Annotated in this window: 21 protein-coding genes and 1 pseudogene; 9 read left to right on the top strand and 13 right to left on the bottom strand. The window is 56.8% G+C overall.

Translation table 11 applies throughout. The features are described from left to right. Positions 1-186: 186 nt before the first annotated feature. The 4 genes from P1K31_RS20130 (at position 187) to P1K31_RS20145 (ending at position 4,764) form a co-directional block, all read left to right on the top strand. Positions 187-519 carry a DUF5789 family protein gene (locus P1K31_RS20130; protein WP_276306748.1) on the top strand — a complete coding sequence of 111 codons (333 nt, stop codon included), beginning with the start codon at positions 187-189 and terminating at the stop codon, positions 517-519. A gap of 170 nt (positions 520-689) precedes the next feature. Then, on the top strand, positions 690-1,526 hold the full coding sequence (locus P1K31_RS20135) for a PHP domain-containing protein (RefSeq protein WP_276306136.1): 837 nt from the start codon (positions 690-692) through the stop codon (positions 1,524-1,526). Between the two features lie 280 nt (positions 1,527-1,806). Beyond that, on the top strand, positions 1,807-2,178 hold the full coding sequence (locus P1K31_RS20140; protein ID WP_276306137.1) for a hypothetical protein: 372 nt from the start codon (positions 1,807-1,809) through the stop codon (positions 2,176-2,178). 2,463 nt (positions 2,179-4,641) lie between these two features. Further along, positions 4,642-4,764 (top strand): hypothetical protein, encoded by a 123-nt coding sequence (locus tag P1K31_RS20145; protein ID WP_276306138.1) that lies wholly within the window; start codon positions 4,642-4,644, stop codon positions 4,762-4,764. Here P1K31_RS20145 and P1K31_RS20150 read toward each other — a convergent pair. Beyond that, complete coding sequence (locus tag P1K31_RS20150) at positions 4,761-4,925, bottom strand: hypothetical protein (RefSeq protein ID WP_276306139.1); 165 nt, start codon at positions 4,923-4,925, stop codon at positions 4,761-4,763. The two genes, P1K31_RS20145 and P1K31_RS20150, sit on opposite strands and share 4 nt — an antisense overlap. Before the next feature lie 1,467 nt (positions 4,926-6,392). On the opposite strand from P1K31_RS20150, the gene P1K31_RS20155 reads away from it, so the two are divergent. From P1K31_RS20155 to P1K31_RS20165, 3 genes are all read left to right on the top strand, one after another. Then, positions 6,393-6,560, top strand: coding sequence for a DUF1931 domain-containing protein (locus tag P1K31_RS20155; protein ID WP_276306140.1), 168 nt, complete (start codon positions 6,393-6,395; stop codon positions 6,558-6,560). Between the two features lie 131 nt (positions 6,561-6,691). After that, positions 6,692-6,976 (top strand): HalOD1 output domain-containing protein, encoded by a 285-nt coding sequence (locus tag P1K31_RS20160; protein WP_276306141.1) that lies wholly within the window; start codon positions 6,692-6,694, stop codon positions 6,974-6,976. A 2,170-nt stretch (positions 6,977-9,146) separates the two neighbouring features. Further along, positions 9,147-9,524, top strand: a complete 378-nt coding sequence (locus P1K31_RS20165) for a MarR family transcriptional regulator (protein ID WP_368410904.1) — start codon at positions 9,147-9,149, stop codon at positions 9,522-9,524. 326 nt (positions 9,525-9,850) lie between these two features. Here the strand turns inward: P1K31_RS20165 and P1K31_RS20170 are convergent. From P1K31_RS20170 to P1K31_RS20200, 6 genes and pseudogenes are all read right to left on the bottom strand, one after another. Then, positions 9,851-10,051: pseudogene (locus P1K31_RS20170) on the bottom strand (TATA-box-binding protein); the annotation flags it as partial. Between the two features lie 270 nt (positions 10,052-10,321). After that, entirely contained in the window at positions 10,322-11,578 is a 1,257-nt protein-coding gene (locus P1K31_RS20180; protein ID WP_276306142.1) for an MFS transporter, read from the bottom strand. Positions 11,579-11,696: 118 nt separating this feature from the next. Beyond that, the gene (locus P1K31_RS20185) at positions 11,697-13,289 is read right to left on the bottom strand and encodes a GMC family oxidoreductase (protein ID WP_276306143.1); all 1,593 of its coding nucleotides are present in this window, start codon (positions 13,287-13,289) and stop codon (positions 11,697-11,699) included. Positions 13,290-13,291: 2 nt separating this feature from the next. Next, positions 13,292-14,575, bottom strand: a complete 1,284-nt coding sequence (locus P1K31_RS20190; protein WP_276306144.1) for an alkyl sulfatase dimerization domain-containing protein — start codon at positions 14,573-14,575, stop codon at positions 13,292-13,294. A gap of 70 nt (positions 14,576-14,645) precedes the next feature. Next, a complete protein-coding gene (locus P1K31_RS20195) occupies positions 14,646-15,344 on the bottom strand; it encodes a helix-turn-helix domain-containing protein (RefSeq protein WP_276306145.1) in 699 nt (232 codons plus the stop codon). 1,105 nt (positions 15,345-16,449) lie between these two features. Beyond that, positions 16,450-16,779, bottom strand: coding sequence for a hypothetical protein (locus P1K31_RS20200; protein WP_276306146.1), 330 nt, complete (start codon positions 16,777-16,779; stop codon positions 16,450-16,452). A gap of 227 nt (positions 16,780-17,006) precedes the next feature. On the opposite strand from P1K31_RS20200, the gene P1K31_RS20205 reads away from it, so the two are divergent. Then, entirely contained in the window at positions 17,007-17,198 is a 192-nt protein-coding gene (locus tag P1K31_RS20205) for a hypothetical protein (RefSeq protein WP_276306147.1), read from the top strand. 1,059 nt (positions 17,199-18,257) lie between these two features. Here the strand turns inward: P1K31_RS20205 and P1K31_RS20210 are convergent. The 6 genes from P1K31_RS20210 to P1K31_RS20235 all read right to left on the bottom strand — a co-directional run bounded on the left by P1K31_RS20210 (position 18,258) and on the right by P1K31_RS20235 (position 24,510). Continuing rightward, positions 18,258-18,611 carry a hypothetical protein gene (locus P1K31_RS20210; protein WP_276306148.1) on the bottom strand — a complete coding sequence of 118 codons (354 nt, stop codon included), beginning with the start codon at positions 18,609-18,611 and terminating at the stop codon, positions 18,258-18,260. A 1,210-nt stretch (positions 18,612-19,821) separates the two neighbouring features. Next, entirely contained in the window at positions 19,822-20,151 is a 330-nt protein-coding gene (locus P1K31_RS20215) for a hypothetical protein (RefSeq protein WP_276306149.1), read from the bottom strand. A gap of 280 nt (positions 20,152-20,431) precedes the next feature. Further along, positions 20,432-21,229, bottom strand: a complete 798-nt coding sequence (locus tag P1K31_RS20220) for an SDR family oxidoreductase (protein WP_276306150.1) — start codon at positions 21,227-21,229, stop codon at positions 20,432-20,434. 113 nt (positions 21,230-21,342) lie between these two features. Beyond that, entirely contained in the window at positions 21,343-22,839 is a 1,497-nt protein-coding gene (locus P1K31_RS20225; RefSeq protein WP_276306151.1) for a tripartite tricarboxylate transporter permease, read from the bottom strand. 1 nt (position 22,840) lies between these two features. Next, on the bottom strand, positions 22,841-23,440 hold the full coding sequence (locus P1K31_RS20230) for a tripartite tricarboxylate transporter TctB family protein (protein WP_276306152.1): 600 nt from the start codon (positions 23,438-23,440) through the stop codon (positions 22,841-22,843). Then, the gene (locus tag P1K31_RS20235) at positions 23,437-24,510 is read right to left on the bottom strand and encodes a Bug family tripartite tricarboxylate transporter substrate binding protein (protein WP_276306153.1); all 1,074 of its coding nucleotides are present in this window, start codon (positions 24,508-24,510) and stop codon (positions 23,437-23,439) included. The genes P1K31_RS20230 and P1K31_RS20235 overlap by 4 nt, the downstream gene beginning before the upstream one ends. Before the next feature lie 255 nt (positions 24,511-24,765). Here P1K31_RS20235 and P1K31_RS20240 point away from each other — a divergent pair, with 255 nt between their 5' ends. After that, positions 24,766-25,983 carry an MFS transporter gene (locus P1K31_RS20240; RefSeq protein ID WP_276306154.1) on the top strand — a complete coding sequence of 406 codons (1,218 nt, stop codon included), beginning with the start codon at positions 24,766-24,768 and terminating at the stop codon, positions 25,981-25,983. The last annotated feature ends 19 nt before the right edge of the window (positions 25,984-26,002 follow it).

Consider the following 26,002-nt stretch of genomic DNA (forward strand, 5'->3'; position numbering starts at 1 on the left):
ACAGCGAGCAGAACTATATCGACCTCTCACTCTTCAGGTACTGTGTTGGCTGAATCAGCCGATCAGTACAAATGCGTATGTATCGCTCTCAAGGTAGGTCTGTGGAGGTGGTTATACGGTATGCTCGAAGTGGTCACACCGATGAGCGACCACACTATTATCCGAATCGGTCTCCAATCGCAGGGGATGGCAGATGACAAACAGGGCCGAGACAAGCAAGCGGATGACGAAAAGCGACGCCAGCGAGAGCGGGAGCTAGAGGAGGCACGTAACCGCGCCGATGAAGCCGAACCGATGCGCGACGATCCTGGTGAGCAACTTGGTGATCTTGATGAAGCACTCGAAACCCATGACTATCCAACTACAACAGATGAATTGGTCGAGGCCTATGGCGACTACGAGATCGAAACTCAGGGTGGGTGGAAACCCCTCCATGCAGTGCTTGCCCCAACCGACAACCAAACGTACGGTTCCGCCGATGACGTTCGAAGCCGGATACAGGGACTAATACACCGCTGATGAATACGCCCCGACCACCCCTGTCTCGCTCGTTGGACAACCTTGGCTCGGACAGGTATCCCCTCTGTATTGACCACTAAGCGTCTGAACGTATCAGTTATGAAGGGCACAGGTGGATCAGGACGCATGCTCAGTGTTTCTGCTGGCGGCTTTCAGGACAAGGTCACGAATTGGTCGAATCACGTCCGTGCCCGGAGCCTGTCTTCATACCGTTGTTCGAGAGCGAGGTGGTTGCCGCCGCCGATCCGGCGGTCGCCGCTGAGGAGACTTCCAACAATAGTGGTACCGTTGTCGTGAACGTAACTATGGACGGCTCCCCCGAAGACGCTCAGGTGGTCGCCCGAAACTCGAGCGGAGGAGTGGTAGATCTCGTCTACACGAACCTCACTGACACAGGTACTGCCACCTTCGAGCTTCCACTTGGCGAGTACGAACTCGAGATTGATGCCGGAGGGAATCACATCTCGAAGGGGGTAAATCGGACTATCACGGTCGAGTCAGGGGAGACAACCAGCCTGGATGTTGAGGTCACCCAACTCTATGAACCGAACGATCGTGGCTGGTATGCTGTTGATCCACACGGACACAGTAAATTCTCAGTCGATAGTGAAACACCCATCGAGACGTTCGTGTCCGCACAAATTGCCGCTCAGCTCGATGCGATCACGGTCAGCGACCATTACTCGGTAGCAGGCCATACGCCGACAAAAAATCTCGCTCAAGAGGCTGAGATGCCCTATATACTCAGCCAAGATATTACCTCGCTCTCTTCGAACGGATCGACTACCTGTGGGCACCATAACACCAATCCGCTCCATGAAAACGAGTACGTGAACGAAAGCGGTTCACCTTCGGAGTTCTATGAGGATGCCCGCGATGCGGGGGCTGACACTATCCACGTCAACCACCCGTACTATGGGGGCGGTATCGAGTACTTCAACCAGATGGTCGGCACATTCGACTTCAACGGCTCGTTCAACGCAGCTGGAGTCTACAAACGGGCTTGACGAGAGGGGGAACGAGAACCGCACCATCCAGCAGATGTACGAGTTCTGGAACCAGGGGGAGCGCTACGCGGTCGTGGGTGTGAGCGACAACCACAATGCGTCCGAAGTAGCCGACGCTGAGCACGGCACACCGAGGACCTATGCATACGCCGATCCCGGCGCGGGACCACGAGCGAACGAGACCGAATGAGCTGAAGCTGTAAACAATCAGTACACCTTCGCAACGTACGGGCCACTTGTCTACTTCACTGCTGGCGATGGAGCGATCCCTGGTGAGACGGTGACAGCCGAGGACGGCATCGTCACCCTACAGGCAGACCTTCAGAACACGGAGGACCTCAAGAGCACCAAACTCGTGAAGAACGGGGCGGTCGTCAAGACGTTCGATCTGGACGGCGAGGAGACGACCATCTCCTATGACGTTGACGTGAGCGGAACCAAGTGGTTCGTCCTCCACGTTGAGGACGCCGAGGGCGACCGCACGATGACGAGCCCGATTTATGCCACGAGTGACAGTACTGACGATAACGGTGGCAACCTCACGAACGGGAACGATCGGCAGACCAGCATCCAGTTCCTCGAGGAGCTGATCGAGTTGCTCGAAAAGTTGATAGAGGATCTGGGCGCATCGAACGTTACCTCCACAATCTAACGATCATCAGATTGAGCCAACATTTCGACTCATTTTTTGAAATTGATTTCGATCAGACTGTTCAGAAGGCCACTCTGTATTCTGTTCATTGACTGGAAGCGAGTAGGATGGATACTTTTGTCCCTCTTCCCGCGTTGATGCCGGCGTGGGGCAAAACTGCGCGCGGTTGCACGCCGAGGAATCGCGAAGTCTCGTTTGGGGCACCGAGCCTCCGGTTCGATGTATCATGTCGACCGTTCTAGCGGCCCGATCAGCGTATTTTCTGTCCAATCGTCGGCATCGACGATGTGTCCGTCTGCAGAATGTTACGTCCCATCACGAGCGCGCCCGCTGGTAGGCCTCGTTGATTTCGACGGCGAGGCCGTCATCCAACATGGAGAAGTACCCGTACTGCCCTCCCGTGCGCCCGACGCCCGGATCCCGCGGGTGAACTTCTGGCGGGCGAAAGTGAACGTGAGACTGACGGGGACTACCTCTCCTCTCGTTTTCTCTAGGCCTGTGAGAGTACATCAGGTGCTATCGCCCGATATTGTTCATTGTCGATTAACTCTCGATTGATGCAGAACGTGCTGTATTACTTTATCTCATGGCACTGTGTAGCTATATGTTGGCCACGGACGCCATCGTCCGTGAACGCGAGGACGCATCGCCAAGCAACCATGTATCATCCGCCGCGCCGACCCACGCTGGAACCGCTTCCGCATGGCATTTCAGGGTCGGCGTGACTCCTTCCCCGCCAGTGACCGCCAAGAGAGTGTCACGGTGCGCCGCTCTTCCTCGATCAGTCCAGCGTGACACACGGCAGGTGAGCACTTGATGGTCTACGCTCGTGAGTAATCGCGAAGGGGAACAACGGTCTCCTATCGCAAGTACGCACGTGATATCCCTTCATAGCTGAAGGATTCCTGCACGTGGTGCGACTGAGACATCCATCGCGTGCATACTCGTGTGCCGTGCTCGCGGCTCCACCAACGACGTGCAGGTGGGGAGTTGGAGCCGCAGGCAGTTTTCTGCGCCGCATTCCACGAGTTCGATGTCAGCGGCCCCCTCACCATGGTGTTCGTACGGTTTCACTTCGCAAGTAAAACTGTGATATCAATCCGCATGCAACGGACGGCTGCACGTGGCTGGCTGGCTGGATACCACGCCCGTGCCTTTCCGGCATGGTTGCGGTCCTAATGCCACCACGCCCCAAGTGGCAGCAGGGCCGTTGTCTTCTCGGCTTGCCCGACAAGCATGGGGGCTCCTATAACCCGTACGATGAGGTGGTAGACCTCTGTTCACACATAAGGAAATACACTGTGCTCATGGGCTCACGCCAGCACCGTGTAGCGATTCAACAGTTATTCCGCGCTGTACTTCCACGATACCGGCTGATTTAGCCGGTTATTATGTAACGCAGTCCGAGAGAAACGCGGTGTCAAATCGTCCGGTGAGAGTTTCTACGCGGGGGAAGTCGATACAACTAAGTCACCTGTTCCAGAGTGTGGAACCGCGAGCGAGGGGTGCCGGTGCTCACGGGGCTCTCTCGCCCCACCTGTGTGACATCCTGAAGAGACGTGAGAGCAACAGCGTCGGCTCACTCATGTGTTGAAGAGCCGCCTCCGCCCCGGCACAGAGGTCGGGGGCGGCTGGTCCGAGGCTGGTGATTCTGTGCGAGTCCATAGGCTCGCGGCGCCTGTGCGACCGAATGTACGTACGTCACGCGCGGGGTATGGCGCCCCACGGCGACAGGTGACTATTAGCGGCCGTATGATTAGTTACTCGCGAGATATTATTGGTAATATCGCACTTAACCGGCTGTCGCCTCGCTATGCGGGTGACGGGCAACAGAGTGCTTGCGCCGGCCGACAGGTGGCCCGCAGCACTCCGGGTTCCACCTCGAACAAGACGCTGCGGGCCGGGGATATGTCGGCGCGCATGGGTATGGTCTCTCGTCGTCCACGCGCACGATCATTTACTCGCCGCCGGTGCATCACGCTCGCGCTTGCCATACACAACCGTTTTTACCCTCAGACAGCTGAGGGGACACCGGGGCGCGTCTTCCCAGTACCCGTAATCGTCTCCCAGTGGCGTCGGTTCGCGCCTACGTACGCTCACGGTGTTATAACGTTTGAACAACAATTATCCGTCGTGGGCACAAACATGGCTTGCTCGCAGCGGAGCGGGCACCCCACCTGTGGCGAGGGCGACCGCCAGGGCACCCTTCGGTCGCCCCTCGCACTACCTTTTGGCGAGGGGCGAGTGAGCGTGTACCGTCACCATCACCACCGCCGGATGTTCCCCTCCCTCCTCCGGGGGTCGGGGTGACGCTCAGGCGTCCGGGTCGGGGGCACGCCCCCGCTTCTGGCCGCGCCTTACGGATGGGGACCCACGTGCCGCTGGGTCGTCGCTGTGGCGATCGGTAACCCGTCGGATCGCCGACGGCGGAACGGTCGTGTTTGTCGGACCTGAACCAAGAGTATGAGCAGTGACGTCGAGCGGGACCCCGACCGAGACATCGTCGAACTCGCCGCGAAGGTCGCGCGGGGGGTGATTGCGACGATGGGTAGCGGAACATGGGTATCGGCAGAAAGAGTCCGTTAGGCGAGGGCGTTGAGCAGCTCGCGATCCTCGTCAATAAGCTGGTGAATCCGGTCGCGGTAGGCCTCACGTTCCTCGTCGGCCTTCCGCTGGTCGTGGGAGCTCAGTACCGTGCTGTAGTCTGCCGGCTCGCTTGAACCTGCGTGTGATATGTCAGGCAGCATGGATAGAGTCGGTCCTTGGCCTGGCTGGCATCACAACCGACCGCAAATTCCGGGCTAAATCTGGGGGAGCCGGCTCCCTGATGTGTCTGTCAGGCACACAGTAGCACGGAGAGAAGGGAACGCCAAAGCCTGCGCGCCTGGTTTCCGATGCCGGTCAGAATGCCACCAAACGGAATAGGATGGCTGTGCAGCACACTGGGGGACTCGGTGTCGACACGGTTGCTGGACACTCTGGTTAGTACCCACTTATTTTGGATAATCCAGTGCGTTACAATGGTGATGCCATGCGTGTGAGTATCTGTCATCGAAGTGTGTGAGGTCCGGTGACGGTGCAGAACGGTCATACCTATTCGAGCGGGGACGACCCTCGCTTTCCGACCGCCGAGCTTCTCACGTGACCAGTTCGTCGGCGAGAGATCACCTTCAACGTCCGTCTCCAGTCGAGCAAGAACCGCAACCCGTGATTGACGACCGCTGGCGCTCTGTCCGTGTGGAGAGGTGTGAAAACCGTAGGGGAGGAGTGGTCACGCCACGAAGCGTGGTTCGAACGTCTGACACACCGACTCATTGCCATTCCGACCATCGGTTACCCCACTAGAGCCCCAGAGAAGCAACAGTACGCCGGCTGACGGTCTTCGGCCTACTCCGTGAACCGCTTCTATGGAGTATTATCACGCGTAAAATATCGAAATTTTTATTATGAACCATATACCTCTCCCGTGTGGAGGAGGCACGAAGTCACGGGGACACGCCGGCAACCGACGCTCAGCGAGGAGTTCCCAGGGAGTTCCGGACATCGGTGCATGTGACGCCCCACCCTGTCCATGCTTCGGCCATTCCTCCCCACCTGTGCTTTCAGCCGCACTGAGTGTATAGTGCCCCAAGCCGACGGAGCGCCGCGAGCTGGTAGCCTACTGATCTCCACAGAGAGGGGTCACCGACAGCGGAGGCACAACTGCTGGTGACTGAGTTATTGAGCTGACGATTCGAGAGAGTACTTTCTCCGGCAAGCTGAAGTATTAAGTAATAGCCGTTCATCAGTGAGTGTGAGTGTCTAGCGCACAGGTGGGAGGACGGTGGTCGCCCGTGGGGTGGTCAACTCCGCCCCGAACTCGAGTAAGTTCCCAGTCAGAAAGTGGCGGCCACCGTGGGACCTCGTGCCTCTGACACTCGCCTCCTCATTTCAGCGGTCGGACGGAGTGATGTCGTCGGCATTGAGCCGCTGCGCTCAGCGCTGTCACATGCAACCGGGTTCGTTACTGATCTCTATGCTCTAGGTGGCCATTGAGAGATCAGTTGGTCCGCGTTGCGTGGTCACGGTTACCGACCGAAACCACCTGCTGTGGCGGTGGTGGGACGAGGCGACAGCCAGTTGTCCAGTGCTACCCGTGGACAGCGCTTCTCGCCGGGCGTTACCGCGAAGTACATAGATAATTTCAAGTATGTCTGGTCGGTAACTGCACGCATATGACCGATCTGGTCGTCAAAAGCGCGGTCAAGGACAGGCTCGAAGAGCACAACGTCGCGGCAGACTTCTACGATGCCCTGGACGGTCGGGTGTCGGCACTGCTCGACGATGCGGCCCGGCGAGCAGACGCGAACAACCGTAAAACGGTGCAGCCACGCGATCTCTAAGACCCACCGCACGTTGGCGGAGACGCTGAGTGAGTACTTCAGCGTAAATTCTCCGTAAAATCGACCGCCGATGTTCTCAATACAATTCTGTTGCATAGGTACTTTAACCGCGGTATCTGACGTCGTTCTCGATGCCCGTCTCTGAACAGGCCGCTGAGGAACCCCATCTGTACTGCAGTGCCCCAGAGGAAGCGCTGAGTACGGCGATCGTCGAGGCGCTCAGTACCGTCACTGGGACGCCCGTAAGTGAGCGTCCACCATTATACGCTATCATCGAACCGGACGCGCTAGATGCGTTCATCGCGTCGCTAGAGCATGGCCTCGTCTCGTTCACCTATGCCAACTGCCGCGTCACCGTCGAAGAACAAGGGATCGTATTCGTTGAGTCGATTGAGGCCGACAAGGACCAGCCATAATTCGCGGTGTCCTCGTCACCGCGGCGTTCCTCGTGAGAGTTAGTAAGAATCATCTATGGCTCGATAGCCGCGACTTCGCGCACTGCTCACCGGGAGGGTATCTCTCCAACGGCAGCGGTGGTCTCTCTCATGCCGGTCTAAACACGGTAGAGCCAACGACAAGGGGAGTGGTGACTCCAGCAACGACCAGTGTATCCATCGATCGACACGGTTGACCGCGCTCAGGCGTCATAGCACGATACTTACCGCACGATGTAAACGGGTAAGGAACTGAGCGCGCACACGTACTTAGAAGGGAGGACAGTCACCGTCGTGAGGGCTTCCAGCTCACCGTTTCCGGCGAGGGACCCAGCCGCATGCTCGGAGTCATTAGATAGCTAGCCGGACAAGTTTCAGATCCAAGGCGTCTCTACCGCCTGCGGGCGACATCCCTCTCCACCCAATCGTTGCTGCTCTCGGCCCGCCCGTCGGGGGAGCGTTTAGCACGTGACACGTTCATAACGCTCGCCCCGTCCCCCGGCGGTTGGATCACTCCGTTGCTCGCTGCCGTGTTGGGAGTCACTCTCCTCCATCGCTGTGGCTCCGACGAGTGGCAACGGCCAGCGATAGACATTATGGTTAGCAGCCGTGTCCTCTTATCGGGGGGACAGCGGCTACAAGAATGTAGTCGTTCGACATGTCAATCCCGCCGTGACTCCGTGACTCTGTCCCCCTTGTCACGCATGGTCGCAGGGCTGGCCGCCCACAGCTCTGTGCAAGCAGGTGACATCCGTTCTGTTCACCTGCCTTCGATCACTCAGCTGAGCTTGGTATCGCTGACCAACCGCGACTGCCCGAGAGGGTCATTTATGTCCTCACTCCGTCGCTCTCTATCGGTAGGCAATACCCTCATCAGTACCTCCTTTCGTGAGGAGCCATCCGGAAGGATCAGGATGGGAGAGCGGCTGGGAAGAATCCGTGAAGTCCTTACGAGGGCGTGCACGACGGTCGTCGTGGGTAGTTCCTCGCATAAAGCGAGGGATGCTACGACATCGCGGTTTGTGTCGATATGCGCCAACAATTGGGCGGGCCAGCATGATAGACGCTCCCGGACCGGAGCATCGGAGAAAGCCATGACTGAGCATCCCATAGCCCTATCTTCTCCGTGTGTAGCCTCTCAGCAATCCCTACAAGGTTACGCGAAGGACTGAAAGGGTGAGAGGGTTCTAGTAGGTAGCGCAGATAGATACTGTGAGGCCTTCCCCACACCAGGAGAGCCGCTTACTACACTGAAATTAACCGGTCTTACAGTATCTGAGATTGTAGAACCTCCGCCAAAAGTGAGTTGGTATATATTATGAATAGCACTTATCTCGGCCCCTCTTGTTCTACCGGATATGAATCCCAGAGAAAACACGGTCATGGGAGTCTGTATGAGATGTGGGACGCCGCGCGCCGTCCACATCCGGAGATGGATCTGTGGTCACGATGCGGGGAAACGGAGGGTGTCCCTGCGGTGGGAAGGAGTTCAGCGTCGTCACCGACATGTCGGTCAGATAGGTAAATCTCGTACCTGACGCTCCACCATCTGGTGGCTCTTCCGCTCATCTCAGTCTCGCCAGTAAGGAGAATGAAAGTAGCCCGGGGAGGAATATGGTGGAGGTAGAGGATATCGAAGAGACGTGGTTGATCGTAGGAAAGACGTTCGTCACAGAGTGAAGAACCCATAAGTCGCTCTCTTCGAATCGTGTTATATGAGAGTGAACCTCTTGCGAAGCCTCCTCGATGTGCTCTCGCTCGTGGCGGTGTCACTCAGCGGAGGGATCGTCACAAGATGGGAGAGAGGGGGGTCCCGTTACACAGGCCGTGGAGGGAAAGCAGAAAGCACTGACGGGTATCAGTGTCCCGACTGCGGTACACGGAGTGCAGTATTCTATAACTGCGGGAATGGCCCTCGGTATGCGGCCTGTAGCCATCCCTATGACGACCCCTGAGCCCGTTGTACTAGAGGGGGTGTGTCCGGAATTCGGGTATAGGTGGTTTGCCTCGCCGCACAAGACAGGAGCGGTCGCTCACCGGTCACCACGTGACGAGCTAGTAGCACGCATGTGGTTTACTGCCTGTCTGAGTCAGAGCGAGGGACACTGATTTACCGTTGTCCCAGTAAGAGCGTCGTAGAGACGGACCACCAATGCTCGTGTTCCTCGCGGACAGCACCATGCCGCCTGAGCCGGCGGGGGCCGCCCGCTATGAGCGGCTGCTGGAGCTACCACCGAGTGCAAAACTCGTCTATCTCGTCCTTGACCGCGAGGGCCCACTCACCCAACAGCAACTCTGCGAGCGAACGAGGCTCTCTGCTCGAACCGCTCGGTATGCGTTAACCGACCTCCACGCTGCGGACCTTGTCGACCACTCGGTGTATCTCCCGGACGCGCGCAAGAGGCTCTACCAGGCAACTCCGGTGACCATCCCGCCCGAGTGGGTCGCTCGGTCACCATCCGTCGTCTCTCGGTCAGTCGGTAAGAAGTGTCCCTGTCGAGGGGGACGATGGATGCATCGCTACGCGTAGTATCCTCACACCGCTTCGGGAGCATGTCGCGGTAGAGACCGGCTCGCCATACCCTCGTACACTTGTTCACGCGCGAGCCGGTCACTGAGACGTTCGTGCACGTGCGTGTTAACAGTTGCCCTGCTGTCGGTCCTGCGGTGGATTGCCACCGATATCAGTGGTCCCGTCAGCCAGAAGGGTACATGTCCGATGAGTATCGGGGCGCTAGGAGTCGTCTCAGTCGAGCGACTCCAGATACTACCCGCACGCGGCTCCGAGTAGGTGTGTCAGTGGGAGATTTGTGCGAGAAGCGTCGGTACGATGCACTATATGGGCAGCCAAAATAGTTAGTCGAGGAGATCGACGGCTGCAAGTCGCGCCTGCACCGTCTCGAGCGCGTCTTCTGCGTCGGTCGGTGTCGTCCTGCCGGTAATCACGAGCTTCCCACTGCCGAAAAGCAGAATAACTACTAACAGCTCATCGATCCGATAGACCAGTCCTGGGAACTGTTCCGGTTCGTACTCGATTCGTTCCACTCCTAATCCAAGATCTGATAGCGTTGGCGACCCATCTGAGGTACGGCCGTCGCGGGTCGGACCGGCTGTCCGCGAGCGTATACGTCCAGCTCAAGATAGCGCCATGAGAGCAATCGACACCGAGCCAGTCGAACACTGCGACGGCCTCACGCAGTCACAGCACCATCGAATGGAGGTGCACCCGTTCTCCCAAGCCTCATCACAATCCACGGCTAACCTCCCTGAGCAGGTTCGCAGTTGTATGTACACCACTTACTACGACCTGCTCGCCCCTCAAGGTCCTCAACTTGACAGTGCCGGATTTCCTGAAGCCACGGCTTCTTCTGAGTGAAGGTTTAGCTGCCAGATCGCCAGTAACCCCACCAATGACGGAAAACTGACAGCAAGTGCAGACGCGGAGATGCCACCTAACTCAAGCAACCGACCACCGACGATAGGACCGACAACTGCGCCGATTTGGCCGATCGAGAGAAGGACGCCTGCCATAGTACCGGCACGAGCTGGGCTGATACCAGGAAGCTCTCCAGGAAGCACATAGAACATCCCAAAGAGGCCTCCCCCACAGAGCGAGGTCAACACTGCCCCAAAGACGAAAACCGGACGCGAGGGAGCAAACCCGACGATGAGGGTGCCGGATATCTGTCCAGCCAATGTAAGATAGAGCACCGCTTTTCTCCCGGTATAATCGGAAACGGCCGAAAACAGCAGCGAACCAGCCGCGATCAGGAAGAACGATCCACCGATGAGAACACCAGAGATCGAGAACGGTGATATCGACGCCCAGGTGGGGAAGAGACCAACGAATCCGACACCAGTATAGAATCCACATGTCGTCAGTAGTGACGCGAAATATGAGTTCTTCCGTGAAAGTATATCCCTGATAATACCAATGGTCGATTCGTCTGAGTTACTTTGAATCCCAGATCTACTCTCGTAGTACGGTTGTTCCTGAGCAGTGGGTGACCGAACTACGATCAACCAGATGACCGCAATCGCGAGGGTAGCGACTCCGTAAACGAGAAAAACGTTCTCCCACGAACCGACGATGTCGAGAAGCGCATCCCTCGAAAGAAATCCTGCGAGACCGGCCCCAACCCCCCACCCTGCAAATACGACTCCCTGTGCAAAGCCAAGCTGGTTCGACGGAAACCACTCCGTCGCTGTCTTGATGAGGTTCGGATTGACGAGTGACATACCGACTCCCGCGACAACGCTTCCCGCGATCAGACCTGTATAGGTTGGAACCGCCCACCGTAGAGCCGTACCGATTCCTGCAATGAGTCCCCCAATACCAACGACCCATCGGACGTTGAAGTGATCGGCTAATATCCCACCAGGAATCATCAGGAACACAAACATGATGCTAATCAATGAATACGCGAAAACCACCTCTGTAGCTGGGATCGCCAACTCATTAGCGATCTCGGGGACTAGAACCGATATAGCCGTCCAGATGAGGCTAATTGCGACAATATGCGTGACGGTGACTATCGAGAGGATCACCCACCGGTATCCGGGCAGAGTTTCTGAGGAAGTCATTGAGACCACTTTTGGCGATCACCGGATGCACACGCCCCCGTGCTACTTGGTGTCTCGCTTACAGCAACTGCTTTATTCCCTCCCAACAGGAGATGAGAGCCATATTCGGTAGAAGCCATCATAGCGCATCACCCCCAGTAATGAGATTGGCGGCCCGTTCGGCGATCATGATCGTCGGCGCGTTGGTGTTACCACCGACGATAGTCGGCATGATCGATGCGTCAACGATTCGGAGTCCTTCAACACCGTGGACTCGCAGATTATCATCTACGACAGCCATCGAGTCATCACCCATCTTGCAGGTGCCAACTGGGTGATAGATCGTATGGGCTGTCTCACGAATGTGTGCTTCGAGTCCCTCGTCGGTCTGTACCTCTTCGCCCGGCCAGACTTCACGGCCTCGGTACTCGTCGAAGGCGTCAGCGCGGGCGATTTCACGAGCGGTTCTGAGGCCATCGACGAGCGCATTCAGATCCGCTGTTTCAGTAAGGTATCGTGGATCAATAGCAGGTGTGGCAAATGGGTCCTTGGATACAAGAGTAATTCGCCCACGACTCTCCGGACGTAGTTGCGTTACACCGATAGAGAACCCCTGCCCGTCCGCCGGATTGTCGAAGCCATGGCGCATGAAGTACGTCGGCCCGAAGTGGTACTGGAGATTGGGCGCTGGCAAATCGGAGTCTGTTCGGACGAACCCGCCGGATTCGGCGATATTCGAGGTCAATGGGCCACGTCTGTACTGCGAATATGTATCGAAGTGCTGGGGGGAGTTGGCATCATCAAGAGTATCTGTCCCTGTAGACTCGCAAACCACGAACGTAACGAGATGATCTTGGAGGTTCCGTCCTACACCGGGCAGGTTGTGTTGCACGTCGATATCGTGCTCGCGGAGGTGTTCGGCGTCCCCAACGCCCGAGAGCATAAGTAGCTGAGGGGAGTTGATCGCTCCAGCGGAGAGCACAACCTCGCGGTCGACGTTGGCTCGAACTCGATCACCGTCAATCTCGTATTCAATACCAGTTGCGCGACTACCGTCGAACGTTATCCGTGTAACCTGTGCACCAGTGAGTGCTGTGAGATTGGTTCGGTCGAGTGCCAGCTTAAGGAACGCATCGGCAGCACTGTGGCGCTGGCCATCTTTCTGGGTAAGATGGTAGAATCCGACACCTTCCTGCCGCTCGCAATTGAAATCCTCGTTCCGAATATGGCCGGTCTCAACTGCAGCCTCAACAAACGTCTGCGATAGCGACCGCGGTGTTCGAGGCGAACTGACGTTCAGTGGGCCGCTCTGGTCATGGTACGCTGAGCCACCGGGCTCGAAGTGCTCGCTCCGCTTGAAATACGGCAATACGTCATCGTAGCCCCACCCGTCATTCCCCAACGACGCCCAGTGATCGTAATCTGCTTGGTGGCCCCGGATGTAGATCATTGCATTGATCGAACTAGACCCGCCGAGCGTCTTCCCCCGGGGCCAGTACAGTTCGCGGCCGTTCAACTCGGTCTGTGGCTCCGTATAATACTCCCAGTCGACCGAACTTGTGAGCAACTCGGGGAACGCTGCCGGGATATCGATTTCCTGTTTTTCGTTCGGTTCACCGGCTTCGAGTAGCAGTATTGAAGTCCCTCTGTCCGCACTTAGCCGGTTTGCAAGTACGCAGCCTGCAGATCCGGCACCGACAACGATGTAGTCGTATGTAGTTTCGGTGCTCATTGTCACCGAAACCTCCGGCCTTCATTCGCGTACTCGGCGGCCGACGAGAAGATGTTCTTCGACATCAGATCAGTCATCGCCTCGGCCCGCTGCTCATAGATATCTGCGACCACAGACTGGACGCGCTTGTTGTCCGGAGCGGCTTCTAGCGCATAGTCGGCGAGATGACAAGCTATACGCGAGTCTCCATCTGCCGCGAATTCCTCAGCCCGACTCACCAGCGTTTCAACGCCACCAGCAAGCGCGGTAATCTCTTCGGCGAGCGCATCACGGCTTGCAGGTTTCAATTCGCTCGGCCGGCCGGACCACCAGCCGCCATAGTACCGGAGGACGTTCCGGACGATGAACTCCCCGTCGTCATAGACTTCTTGTAACCACGGTTCATCAGGATCAGGAAGCTCAACATCTCGGATAATATCAACGTGCGGTGGCGAGCCATCGTTGAGAGTGTCAAGTGTTCGCTCGACGATGGTGTCGAGGTACTCTGCACTCCTGAGTAATCGACGTCGGATCTCCTCCGAGTCGTCGATGATCGGTCTGCCGTGACCTGGACAGAGTGTCTCGGCGTCGACAGCAGTCATCTCTCGAAGTGCGTCCGCCCACTCCCAGGGGTAACGCTGGACTTTCTGCGGGTTTCCAGCATTTGGAGCGACACCGATAACGAAATCACCAGGGCAGAGCACCTCTCGTTCAGGACAGTACACCCAACTGTGGTCGTCGGTCTCCCCACGAGCGTGATGGAGTTCGAGCGTGATGTCGCCCACTTGGATCGTGAGATTATCGTCGTAGATCGTAGTAGGCGGGTACTCGGGCCACCCGAACTGGCTTGACTCAGCTAGGTCGTCGAGTTCGTCGATTCCAGACGTAGTGCCCCCAAACTGTCGGCTGTTGATGGCATCATTGTGGCCGACGGTTTGCTCGTATCGGTCGAATCGATTGGGCATCACCTGGTGGGCGATTACATTCGGTGAATCTTGTCCACTCACTAGGTAATCATCGAGATTGAACGCATGGTCGAGATGACCGTGAGTGTAGATTGCCGTATGCACTGATGCATCAGTATACTCGCGGAGTGCCTCGGCCATCGTCGCGGAGGTCGCTGACAACCCGGTGTCGATCAGCACTAACCCTTCGCTCGTTTCAAACGCCGTCACGCCGCTGAACGCCGAGAAGTAGTAGGTACTGTCGGCAACTTCGGTGATTTCGATTTCGTCGACGAACATGTCGATCGCGTACGGATCGATGCTCCGTTGTGACATGAGATAATACTCGGGAAGAGTCAGCATACAGCGTTCTCCTTTTCATAGATAGGAATTTATATACCGGTGAGCGCTCGCCGACAACAGTCGCCTCAGCTCACCACACCGACCGCATCGGGGGATCCTCGTACTTCGTGTCGAAGGCAGTTCGGACGATTTCGTCGATGAGTGAGTTTTCGATACGCCGCAAGACATCTCCAACGTTCGCTGCTGTGCAATCGAGTTCGCTGGCGATCTCTTGGCATGTAGTTTCCCGCGGCTGCTGGTAGTACCCAAGTTTGTGCGCCGTCCGGAGAATCTCGCGCTGACGGTCGCTCAGTTTAGTAAACAACTTCTGTATGCTGGGTTCATACTCGCCGATACGTTCAATTGTCGTTGTGAGAATACTGGGTGTCTCCTCAAGAGCCTGCTTGATGTTCGCTCGGAGTCCGATAAACGTAATCTCTAGCCCACCATCTTCATGAAACATCATGGGCTTGTCGATGATGAGTCCATTTCTTCTGGGGATCCTGGTGAGTTGTTTGACAGTCGTCGTCGGATTGTAGTGGATATATGCAATCGTGCAGTCACGGTGTTGAGTCACCCGATAATCCATTGTTATTTGACTTTCTGATAAGATCTCAGAGACGTCGGCGGGGTCACCTTCAAGTTCATAAAGCATGACCGCCGTTCCATCCTCGAGTAGGTGCGAGGAATGGAGCGCAACGGGCACCATGTCATCATGTGCAGCGAATGCGTTACCAAGTGACTGTGGCCACCCGTTGGGATGTCGGTAAGTGATTGTGGCGTATTGCATGCTCCTTGCTTGCTAGTAGCACCCATGAAAATTTCGGAAAACTCGATTCAACAGAGCCCGATCGGCGGCAGCCGTACAATTGAATTTACTCGTTAATGGGGTTGGTATACATATCAGAACGCAGTAGTGCGTCGTTGGTACTTGCGCCGAATCCTCTCAACGATAGACTGACGCTCTCCATCTAACCGTCGTGGCGATCAGCGTTCGACGCGTGCCGCAGATTTCTCACCGTTTGGAGCCGGCTTGAAAATCAGTTTCTTCTGCTGTGTTGAATAGCGGCTACCGATCCGAGTCGAAGCGACACCAATTATGGAACCACGAGTTTTAGCTACTAACAAGCCGACTAACATTTTCACGGTCTGCGCGAACACCGATATTTAAAAGATCAGGATAGCATCATCTAAAAACAGCAGGGGAATACGGTTACGCCAGAATTGCATTCAACTCCTCAAACGGCACTGATGGGATGACAGCCTGCTCTTGGTGTGATCGATTTGAGGCCCATCCGTTGTCTCTCACGTAGTTGTCACGAAGTGTGGTGAGAACTCGCGGTACTGGTCCGTCGAATTGAGAGGCGATTCAGCTCGTTAGATTTCGTGCCAGCGGACGGGTTTCGTCAGCGCTCCGTCTGACGAGTATCCTACAGGTTTAAGCCGGACCACCTCCTCACCTCTCTCTACAAGGCGTGTGATCGCGATGTGGACCCCTGACCCAACGTCGGTACCCGGCTGGATCGAGCAGACCTACGACCGCCTCACTGCCACCGTCAATGGGCGACACGAGGGGTTCTCCCGCGACAGGCGCAAGAGTGGCTGCTGGCCGATGAGACCTTCGTCGACGAGCCGACCGACGCCCGGTATGCCATCGATCGCCTCCTCAAGCAGGGGTGGCTGTACGAGGCTAATGGGGAGCTGCACATCACCGATCCCGACTACTAACGCGGGGAGCGATTCTACTACGGATCGGCAGTCTCCCCCTCGGCCAGGCCAGCGCGTGACCGCAGGAGGCAGTCGAGACTGCCCTCTCGATTCTCACCTCTACCAACCGCAGTACGAGCTCTCTTGGAGCGGTTGCACAGTCAACAGGAGGCCATTCGGACCGCTGCTTAGCGGTCGTGGGGCTGGCTAGACTTGCTCGCTCCGCACTGACAAGGGATATTAGTGGCTGCCAGCAGCTCGTCGAGAAACGTTGACAGGAGGTCCTCAGGATCGTGGTCAGGTGCATCTGCTGGTTCCTTCCAGAGTTCGACGTCGAACCGCTGAGTGGCCGTCGGCTCCCCCTCCGTAACGATCAGCATGAGAATGGCCGTCTGGTAGATCACCACCGTCCGCTGCTCGTCCACCTCGAGATGTTCAATACCAGCCCTCGACAGCGCACCCTCGAGATCGATGGGGGTAGCCACCTCACAGTGCTGGACTGGTTCGTCGCCGGTCATGGCGCTCGCTACGACGCGGCCGTATAAGTACATCTGGGCAGTACCTTCGACACGAGCAACCGTTATTATTCAGGGGTATCTAACGAGTACCATACGAACTAGTGGGATCACGCTGAGCCGTGGTCCCGACGCCTTGACCAACAATACCCCATGCGAGTAGACAAGCACTCAGCCGGTGAGGAGAGACGGTCCGCGAGCAGACCTTCCATGACGCCAGAAACCTGCTCGTGAGTCGACCAGCGACCGCCTTCGAATCGGTCGAGGCGGCGCACTCGGCGTTTCTCGAGCACGTCCGCGGGATGTATACGGTTCATACCGCCGGGCTCGAGATCGACGGCGAACCACAAAGCGTCCAGCAGCAGCTCGAGGAGCGGGCAACGGCGTTCTTCGACCACCAATTGGTCGAGATATATGAGTGATCGTAGTCAGTGTCGGCATCACCACAGTCATAGGGCGTTTCGAGATCCCGTCACGGTCGAGTGAGCACCCATGGCTACCGACGAAACACGGAGTTGCCAACGCAGCTACCGCCTCTAGATCGCAGAGAGACCGACAGATACGATCGTTCTCGTCGGTTTTCGCTTGCAACGTGGGGTACCTCCGTCACCGACACGATCCCCCCGTGATGTCCGCATACCCCTCATAGAGCGATCGGCAGCGCCACAGACGGCTGAGAGGACGAGCACGTCAGACGGAACGACACGATGGCCGTGAGAACGGGCCCCGCTAGGCCGCAGCGTGAGAGCAACGGGTGGCCGAAGCTTCAAGACGTGGCACCGCAGAGCGTATACTACCCGACTCAGCTGATCGCCACGAGTCCAACCGATCGCTCATGGATCCCACCTCGACTCGATCGACACCGCTTGGCCCACTCGCGAGCGACGCACTCGCACAGCTCGAATCACCCCTCCAAGAGACGGAGGGGATGCGCCCAGCGACCGCACGTGAGATGCTGCAGGACCACGGATTCGCAGAGGCGGAAACGGATGTCGCGCTCACACAACTACTCAGTCGGGCTATCTCTACGAAGTCAACGAGCTCCTCTACCTCACGCCGGGCAGATAGCGATGTCCACACTGGACGGGTATCTCCCGCGATCACGCCGGTATGTATTGACGCTCTATGGTAGTGCCCAGCTCGAACGTGAATAGCGGCGAGACAGAGACACCTGTACGAACTCGAAACGGAATGACGTTTGCGGTGTGGGATTAATCGTCGTCGCGACGACCAAGGGTCGCGAGAACCAGGCGGGACCTTTCTTGCTGCGCTGGCCCTTCTCAGCCGGCGATGCTGGCTGGTCAGTGTCAGGCATTCGCGTACATGTTATGCCTTCAGCGCTAAAAAGCGACGGAAGGGGTGAGGACACCGAGCCCGAACACAGGTAACCCTTGTGTGAGCGTATGGAGCTGCTCGTTCCAGTGGATATCGTCGGCGTTCTCCCCGATCCAGAAGGCAGCCGTCACGAGGCAGTCAGTGTGTCAGTCGGTGCCGACGAACGAATCGGTCGTGAGCTGCTCGACATAGCGGCGATTCGGCCCGAGATAAATATTTGATTCGCTGTACGTCGCGATTCTAGCCACGATCGAGCCGAACAGGAGAAGAATACCGAGGGCAGAGAGATGGGGATCGAAGAGGGCCAGCCCGCCGATGCGGCCAGCGGCGACGAACACACCGAGGAGCACCGCTGTCAGGCGGACCGTTCGAACAGCCTTGTCGTCGATGTCGGCGAGCGTGTCACGCTGCGCATCGAGCACGGCACGAGCTTCTTGATAGGTAAGTGCCTCACGCCCGGTTGGCCATCCGTCGACATCGGCGTCCGGGTCAGTAGCCATACTGCTCGATTGTGCTCAGGGGGCTATCGAGAAGGTTGTGATCTCCGTCGACTAGGTGGCTGGCCGAAGAGGGAGACGACAGCCCCGGAGAGATAGCATCCGAGCTCTGTTGCTCAGATCCTCACGACATCATCGATGTAGCTATCCTCGCCGAGAACAGATTTAGGGATCGTTACGAACGCAAGGTCCAGCACATCCGTAGGGAGCTAGTGGGTCTTCAGCCGTCAACTGCTAAATTCAAACGGTAGACACGGAGGACTGGAAACTAGCGCTTCACGACTAAAGCAACACTAGTGTTCGTCAGAGACCGACTGGCCTAATGCAGGTGCTCTGAAAACGTTTCCACCGTCCGATGTAGGCCAGCCAACGAGACACTCCACCGTGTTGGCGTTCCTCTGAATCGGTTACGCTGGAGTGGCACTCGTTGTTCAGTAGATTAATACAAAAATAGTTACTCACTCGTTAATCAGACGGTGTATTGAACGTCCGGTAGGGTATCTAGCCACGCCGGATTCTACTGCTCGGCGACCATCTGTGTAACCAGCTCTTCCTCCATCTCGTCCGGAGCATCGTTAGTCATTTCAGTGTACGAAACGTCCATCGTTCGGCGCACTATGATCACCAACTCCTAGTTTAAGAACTCGCCCTGCTCAACCAGAGTCAAGTTAATAATCACTTCGATCCGAGACCGTCAGTGCAAGAGTAGTCATATCGAACACGGAACGTTCAACAAAAATAAACCCCTGGCTCTTCTCTTTGCGCACCGCCCAATCGAGGGATAAACCGCACAGATAAGGCGTGGTACGCACTGCTTCACGCGGGATCTCACCGCCACACTACCGAGGACATATCCGACCATCGTCAGAATCATTGATGAGCAAGTACTTCTACGAGAGTTGGGAGCCGGTAGCCGCTACGCTCGCTCGCCATCCCCGACCCGGACGAGGGAGTGTCACTCGAGACGATGCCATCGGTGGAGATGAAGTCCAGTCAGATCCGTCTGATCACAGTACGAAGTTGGCTTTTCGGGAGCCATCCCTCACGGAGATCGGTGACATCCTCGCGCTGCTCGAACGCTCGTCGCGCTGTCTCACGGCGGTGCGATAACCATGTTCGCCGTTCTGGATCGGCGTCCGAAAGCGTCTCAAGCGCGTCCTCGAGATGGTGAATGCGGTGGGCGAGTTTCATGAGTGGGCGGGCTGCCGCCGACTCAGCGACGAGGATCGCCTTGTCCGTCTCCCGCTCGATCCGGCCAACAAACACCGTCGGTGTGCCCCCCCTCGACGAAACCGACCTTCTCCTCGGCCAGCCACTCGGGCAACCGAAACAGCAGTTCATCAGGAGCGAGCTGGCCGAGTAACTGCCAGAACAATCGCGTCTCGTCCTCGGTGATAAGCCCCCGATCGCAAGCGGTCGCTAGCGACACATCGTGCTGCTCGAGGGAGTGGGCGTGCCACGTGCGGGCGAAGGTCTCGTAGTCAGCACAGTCGGTGATATGAAGTGACGTCATATAGTGAGCTAATCTCATGTTTCTACTCACCAGTCATCAACGTTTTTGGTGGATCACCCCATGAGAGAGACCATCTCAGAAAACAGGTCCAATGCGTGATGATCGATGTGACGGCAGTCGTCTAGCCGACCCATGTTCGCCCAAGGAACATTCCTGTATACCTGTATAACTGCATGGCCGGATCCATACTGATCTACACGCGACTGGCAAGACGGGTACGTCTGACGTGTGGAGTTTCCCTATCCAGTGAGCGGACGCATTATTTTAGGATGCATTCGATATTAAGTAATTACTTCTAATCAGATCGCTGTTATAGAATCCTATCTGCCCATCCACCATCTACTTGGAAGACTGAGCCAGTAGTGAAGCTGGCTGCATTGGAGGCCATAAATGCAACTGCTCGGGCGAACTCCTCTGGGTCACCGAGACGACCAAGTGGGAGTTCAGCTTCCCGTCGCTGTCGCGCCTCTTCAACCGTGATGTCTTCACGGTCTGCAAGTACACGGATCTTGTACTCGATTCGATCAGTTAGGACACCCCGGGGGCACACACAGTTTACGCGAACGTCTTGATCCGCGTATTCCTTCGCGAGTCCCTTCGAGAACCCATACAGCCCTGAGCGGAACGTGTTAGAGAGTATATGATCCGCGGGCGGCTCGCGGGCTGATGCAGACACGACGGTCGTAATCGATCCTCCATCATCTACAAGTGATGGCAGGGTCGCATCGACAATCGCAACGGTACTCCGAAGGACGCTGTCATAGGCGTTGTCGAAATCAGCCAGTGATGACGCATCGAACCCTTGTGCTGGTGGACCGCCATGGTTTGCGACGAGTACGTCGAGACCACCGAGACGCTCAATAGCCATCGCCATTTGCTCACGGATCTCGGTCACATTCGAGAGGTCACAGACGACAGGAATGATCGCGTCAGAACTGGCATCAGTAGCATCAATAATGGCGTCCTTTGCTTCGGTGAGATTCTCATCACTCCTTGAACTGATGACGACGGTCGCTCCTTCACGGACGAGTTCTGTGGCCACTGCTCGACCTAGTCCCTTGCTCGAAGCAGTTACGATCGCAGTAGCGCCTTTTAACCCGAGATCCATCTCAGGTATTCAGTGAATGATTCTCTACTTAACTCTTTGTTAGCCAATACGACAAGAGACTCCAGTCTGCATCACATCTCTTTGCCCGGAATAAGAACTGGCGAGAGTGGTGCTCAGATAGTACGTCGCGCCTGTATCTGTGAGACGACTGGTCGTCCTACGAACACTAGGACGGTGAGTACCCAGAGGACGATCGTGATGCTGCTCGAAGTGAAGAGGATCATCGGATCGCCCTGACTCAGCGCTAGACTGCGCCGGAATCCCTCCTCAGCAATGGGGCCGAGAATGATCCCGAGGATGAACGGGATGATGGGATAGTCTGTTTCACGCATGAGGTACCCTACGAATCCGAACAGGATCATAAACCACGGATCGAACATCGTACTGTGGAGCGCAAACGCACCGACAACGGTCAGCACAAGGATACACGGGACGAGCCATTTCGTCGGCAGCAGGACGACCCGCACGAGGTACTTCGAGACGCTAAATGCGAAGATCAGGAGGACAACGTTCGCGATGAGAAGCGAGAGCATAATGGCCATCGCCTCTGGGCCGAACGTGCGCATGAGCCCCGGCCCGGGACGGATACCGTGCAGGAGTAACGCTCCTAACATAACTGCTGTCGTTCCGCTTCCGGGGATGCCGAGTATGAGCGTGGGGATGAGCGATCCGGAGGTGACCGCGTTGTTCGAGGTCTCGGAGGCGATGACACCCTCCGGTGCGCCCTTGCCGAACTGGTCGGGGGTTTTCGACGCCCGCTTTGCTTCCGACCAGCTGACGAAATTCGCCAAAGAGGTTCCAGCACCCGGTACAGCACCGATGATGGTTCCGAGAGAGAGTGCTCGGGCGACTTGGCCAGGACGCTTGATCACCTCTCGAAACCCTTCAACGATGTCGTGATACGACTTCACGTCGATATCGGTCTCGCTGACACGGTCTTGATTGATCAGATACAATAGTTCCGAGATAGCGAACAGGCCGACGATAATCGGGATGAACGGGATGTCAGAGTAGAGTTCGGGGAAGCCGAAATCGAGTCGTCGCTGTCCCGTTAGCGGATCGACGGTGATCGCGGCGAACAACATCCCGAAGAAACCCGCGACCAGACCTTTCCAGACGTTATCGCCGACTACTGACGAGAGCATTGCGATGCCGAAGACGGCCAACACAAAGAACTCCGGCTCCCCGAACATATACGACACCTGGCCGATCGGCTCGATCAGAAACAGGAGTACCAGCGCCGAGAGGAAGCCTCCGACAACGCTCGACAAGATCGAGATGCCGAGTGCTTGGCCCGCTTTCCCTTGACGGCTCATCGGGTACGCGTCCAGTACAGTTGCCGTCGCGCCTGCCGTTCCGGGCGTATTGATCAGCGCTGCTGGGATTGCGCCTCCGTACTCGGCACCGACGTAGATGGCAGCCATGAAGATGATTGCCGACTCCGGGCGCATCGCCAGTGTGAACGGGAGCATGATAGCGACCGTGTTGGTGCCGGTGAACCCGGGGATCGAGCCCGCGATCACGCCAATCACGACCGCGATGGCTATCAGAATGAGGTTCGTCGGTGTCAGCAGGATCGCGAGTCCGGTAGCGAGGTTATCGAGTACCATGTCACATCAACCCGAGAATTCCCTGCGGTACCCGTAGTCCGAGGAACTGAACGAACAGTACGTAAATCGCGAGTAGGAGCGCGACGGTGACGCCGATGATGTATCGCCAGTCGTTCGTTCGCTCGGTCCCGGTCGCACGCATGAGTCCGATCATCGTGAGCGCCGACGCGAGGAAGAATCCGACGAGATGGATCAACAGCAGGTAGCCAATCGCACCGATCGCAGTGAGAATCGGATTACGTAGCCGTGCGATCCGTTCGGTGACGGAGTCGTTGAGTTCACTTCCGTCGATGTCTCCTGCTAGGGTGCGGAGTTCGCGCTGTTCCTCCATCGTCGTTCGGAGATCACCGACTACGGCGGCGATCAAGGCGATGAGCAGGGCGCCAATCACCACGAACGGATAGACCAGGTTTTTGAGCGCGATACTACCGTACGTGTTCATCACATACAACGCCGCGAAGACGACGACAATGGCCGGGAAGAGCAGACGCTTGCCGAGTCGGTAGGCGAATCGACTGTGGTCGATGTCTGCGGTCGCGTCAGTTGAGTCGACGTCACCGCCGCGTCGTCCGAGTTCTGCGTTCTCCGGCACCTGTGTCATTGATCGACCGCCTTCTCCATGAGATCGAGATATTCCTTCAGTTGGTTGTGCTTCTCCTCGTTCATCTGTGCCGTCTCCTCACCGCTATAGTAGGCCACTTGTGTGTCGATAGGCGGATTTTTCTCCTTCAAATCCTGGACGTACTGATCGCTCTTGATACTCTTTTCGAACGCGGTCCGTAGTTGCTCGATACGATCGGAATGCTGTTCTTCGACCTTTGCGCTTGTGAACCAGGCATATCGCACTTGGGGTGCCGACGGCGGAACCGCCGATTGATCGAACCCCAGGGCATCACTGAACGTCGGCGCGTCGTCGGTGAGCTGACCCCACTTGTTCTCGTCGGCGTGGACGGCAAGGACGCGAGTGGAGTCGGCTGTCCCCAGGCTGTTAAAGACGTTCGCGTGGACGAGGTCGACCTCTCGTTTGACGAGAGCTCCTCGTGACGCACTCCCGCCGTCGTAGGGGACAATATTGAACTTCGCCCCCGTCGCCTCCTGTAGGAGCGCTAATCCGAGAACGTTCTGGTTGTAGGGGCCGGAGGTGGACACTTTTAGTTCCCCTGGATTCTGCTTGGCGTAGTTGAAGACATCCTCGACGGTATCGAACCGGTCGTCGTTCTTGTGTGCGCGGAGCAGCCCAGGATCTTCGAGTAGGTTACCGATCCACGTGAAGTCACTCATCGAGTACTCCGCGCCGCCGACTAGCATCGTGAAGTCGAACGCTGGAATGGAGGCAGCACCGATGGTACCACCGTCCGGCCGACCGTTGAGAACAGCCTGCGTCCCGATTTGTGTCCCTGCTCCTGGTTTGTACTCGGGTTTGATCTTCACGCCGAGGTTCTCCTCGAAGTACGGTTGAATCTGTCGTGTACTTCGGTCGACACCGCCGCCCGCTCCAAACGGAACGATAAACGTGACCGGGTCAATACCGTACCCTGAGCCTCCGGTGTTGTTGCTCTCGCTGCCGATACTGACGTCCTCTGTGCAGCCTGCTATGGCCGCAGTTGCTGCAACCCCAATGCTCTTCAGAAAGGTGCGTCGATTACTGGCCGAAAGGGAGTATCCTACCATATGGCACCACCACTCATACCTACATTCTCACACCATTATTTAAAGGTTGTTTATAACATTCCGGATAACTATTCTGCAAAACCATGTCGGTGCTTTCGGAGGAGGAATGTTGAAATAGCCCGTGCACGATCTATTTCATTACCTCGAATGAGAGCCGTTCGCGGAATAGCTATAGACCTACAACCACCGAGCACTCCTCACTAAGTTCATATGATGGGTCGTATAAACCAGTCCCGTTTCCTCCGACGATATGGATTGCTCCTCGTCGTCTCTCTTATTTGGTTTCTCATCCTGTTCCTTCGTCAGTCGTTTCCACCGTTATTCGGGGCCTTCAAGCAGGAGTTCGGGGTTTCAAACACGGAAACCGGGTTCCTCTTCTCGGCGTTGATGTTCACGTACTCTGTAATGCAGTTTCCCTCCGGTATCCTCTCCGATCAGGTTGGATCCCACCAAGTGATCCTTCTCGGAATACTGATCGTCTCTGTTGGAGCATTCGTTTTCGCGGTATCCCCGACGTTTACCCTTCTCGCTGTGGCAGCGGTCATCATCGGCGCTGGTTCAGGGATGCACAAGACGGTCGTCATCGGTCTGATCTCCCTTCGCTACCCCGAACAGCGGGGATCGGCACTCGGAACGCTCGACACCATCGGTCAATTCGGGGGAGTCGCGGCACCGGCTACGATCGTCCTCCTCCAACAACTCTCTGTCCCCTGGAGTGGTTTGTTCATCATTTCGGGGGGTGTCGGCATCGCACTCGCCTTTCTCGTGTACGTTTCGGACCAGCAATCGGCGGATCACCAGCAGACCGACACGGCATCGGTAGACGAACCCGCTGATACTACTGATGACGAGGGGCAGATAAGGGAGGTAGAGACGATAGAATATCTACACCTCCTCGGTGACGCTCACCTGCTCCTGTTCGTCATCGTCATTTCAATGACTACATTCATTTGGAACGCTATCTCGGCATTCTTGCCGCTCTATCTGATGACGTCGAAGGGACTCGATGCAGCTACGGCCGGGCTTACGTACAGCGTGTTTTTCCTAGTGAGTTTTAGTCAACTCGTGACCGGGCGTCTCAGTGATCGTGCAGACCGTCTACTGCTTTCGGCGGCGCTGTTGATGATCGGTACGCTCACACTCGGTGCACTCCTCGGGGCCACCTCAACGACCGTGATCATCGGTCTGGTCGCAGTGCTCGGGCTGAGTTTCCACGGATTCCGCCCCGTCCGCGACTCCTACCTCACTCATATAATCCCGGACGCTATCGTCGGAGGGTCACTCGGCATCGTCAGGACCATCATGACCGGGATGGGGAGCACTGGTCCGGTCGTAGTCGGCTATCTCTCCGACGCGTTCGGGTTCGTTACCGCGCTCACTGTTCTGACCGGTCTCTTGGGAGCCTGTCTGCTCATGTTGCTCTCGTTGAAGCTCCTCCAACAACTGGCGGCTCCATCACTCGTAAGGACGTAGAGGAGGGTTTCGGCGCGCC

This window comes from Halomarina halobia, assembly GCF_029338575.1.
Taxonomy (GTDB): Archaea; Halobacteriota; Halobacteria; order Halobacteriales; family Haloarculaceae; genus Halomarina; species Halomarina halobia.

What these genes read in the sequence shown, in the direction of transcription:
- P1K31_RS20130 (WP_276306748.1), top strand. Translation starts at nt 187, where the DNA reads ATGGCAGATGACAAACAGGGCCGAGACAAGCAAGCGGATGACGAAAAG.
- P1K31_RS20145 (WP_276306138.1), top strand. Translation starts at nt 4,642, where the DNA reads ATGAGCAGTGACGTCGAGCGGGACCCCGACCGAGACATCGTCGAACTC.
- P1K31_RS20150 (WP_276306139.1), bottom strand. Translation starts at nt 4,925, where the DNA reads ATGCTGCCTGACATATCACACGCAGGTTCAAGCGAGCCGGCAGACTAC.
- P1K31_RS20155 (WP_276306140.1), top strand. Translation starts at nt 6,393, where the DNA reads ATGACCGATCTGGTCGTCAAAAGCGCGGTCAAGGACAGGCTCGAAGAG.
- P1K31_RS20160 (WP_276306141.1), top strand. Translation starts at nt 6,692, where the DNA reads ATGCCCGTCTCTGAACAGGCCGCTGAGGAACCCCATCTGTACTGCAGT.
- P1K31_RS20165 (WP_368410904.1), top strand. Translation starts at nt 9,147, where the DNA reads ATGCTCGTGTTCCTCGCGGACAGCACCATGCCGCCTGAGCCGGCGGGG.
- P1K31_RS20180 (WP_276306142.1), bottom strand. Translation starts at nt 11,578, where the DNA reads ATGACTTCCTCAGAAACTCTGCCCGGATACCGGTGGGTGATCCTCTCG.
- P1K31_RS20185 (WP_276306143.1), bottom strand. Translation starts at nt 13,289, where the DNA reads ATGAGCACCGAAACTACATACGACTACATCGTTGTCGGTGCCGGATCT.
- P1K31_RS20190 (WP_276306144.1), bottom strand. Translation starts at nt 14,575, where the DNA reads ATGCTGACTCTTCCCGAGTATTATCTCATGTCACAACGGAGCATCGAT.
- P1K31_RS20195 (WP_276306145.1), bottom strand. Translation starts at nt 15,344, where the DNA reads ATGCAATACGCCACAATCACTTACCGACATCCCAACGGGTGGCCACAG.
- P1K31_RS20200 (WP_276306146.1), bottom strand. Translation starts at nt 16,779, where the DNA reads ATGACCGGCGACGAACCAGTCCAGCACTGTGAGGTGGCTACCCCCATC.
- P1K31_RS20210 (WP_276306148.1), bottom strand. Translation starts at nt 18,611, where the DNA reads ATGGCTACTGACCCGGACGCCGATGTCGACGGATGGCCAACCGGGCGT.
- P1K31_RS20220 (WP_276306150.1), bottom strand. Translation starts at nt 21,229, where the DNA reads ATGGATCTCGGGTTAAAAGGCGCTACTGCGATCGTAACTGCTTCGAGC.
- P1K31_RS20225 (WP_276306151.1), bottom strand. Translation starts at nt 22,839, where the DNA reads ATGGTACTCGATAACCTCGCTACCGGACTCGCGATCCTGCTGACACCG.
- P1K31_RS20230 (WP_276306152.1), bottom strand. Translation starts at nt 23,440, where the DNA reads ATGACACAGGTGCCGGAGAACGCAGAACTCGGACGACGCGGCGGTGAC.
- P1K31_RS20235 (WP_276306153.1), bottom strand. Translation starts at nt 24,510, where the DNA reads ATGGTAGGATACTCCCTTTCGGCCAGTAATCGACGCACCTTTCTGAAG.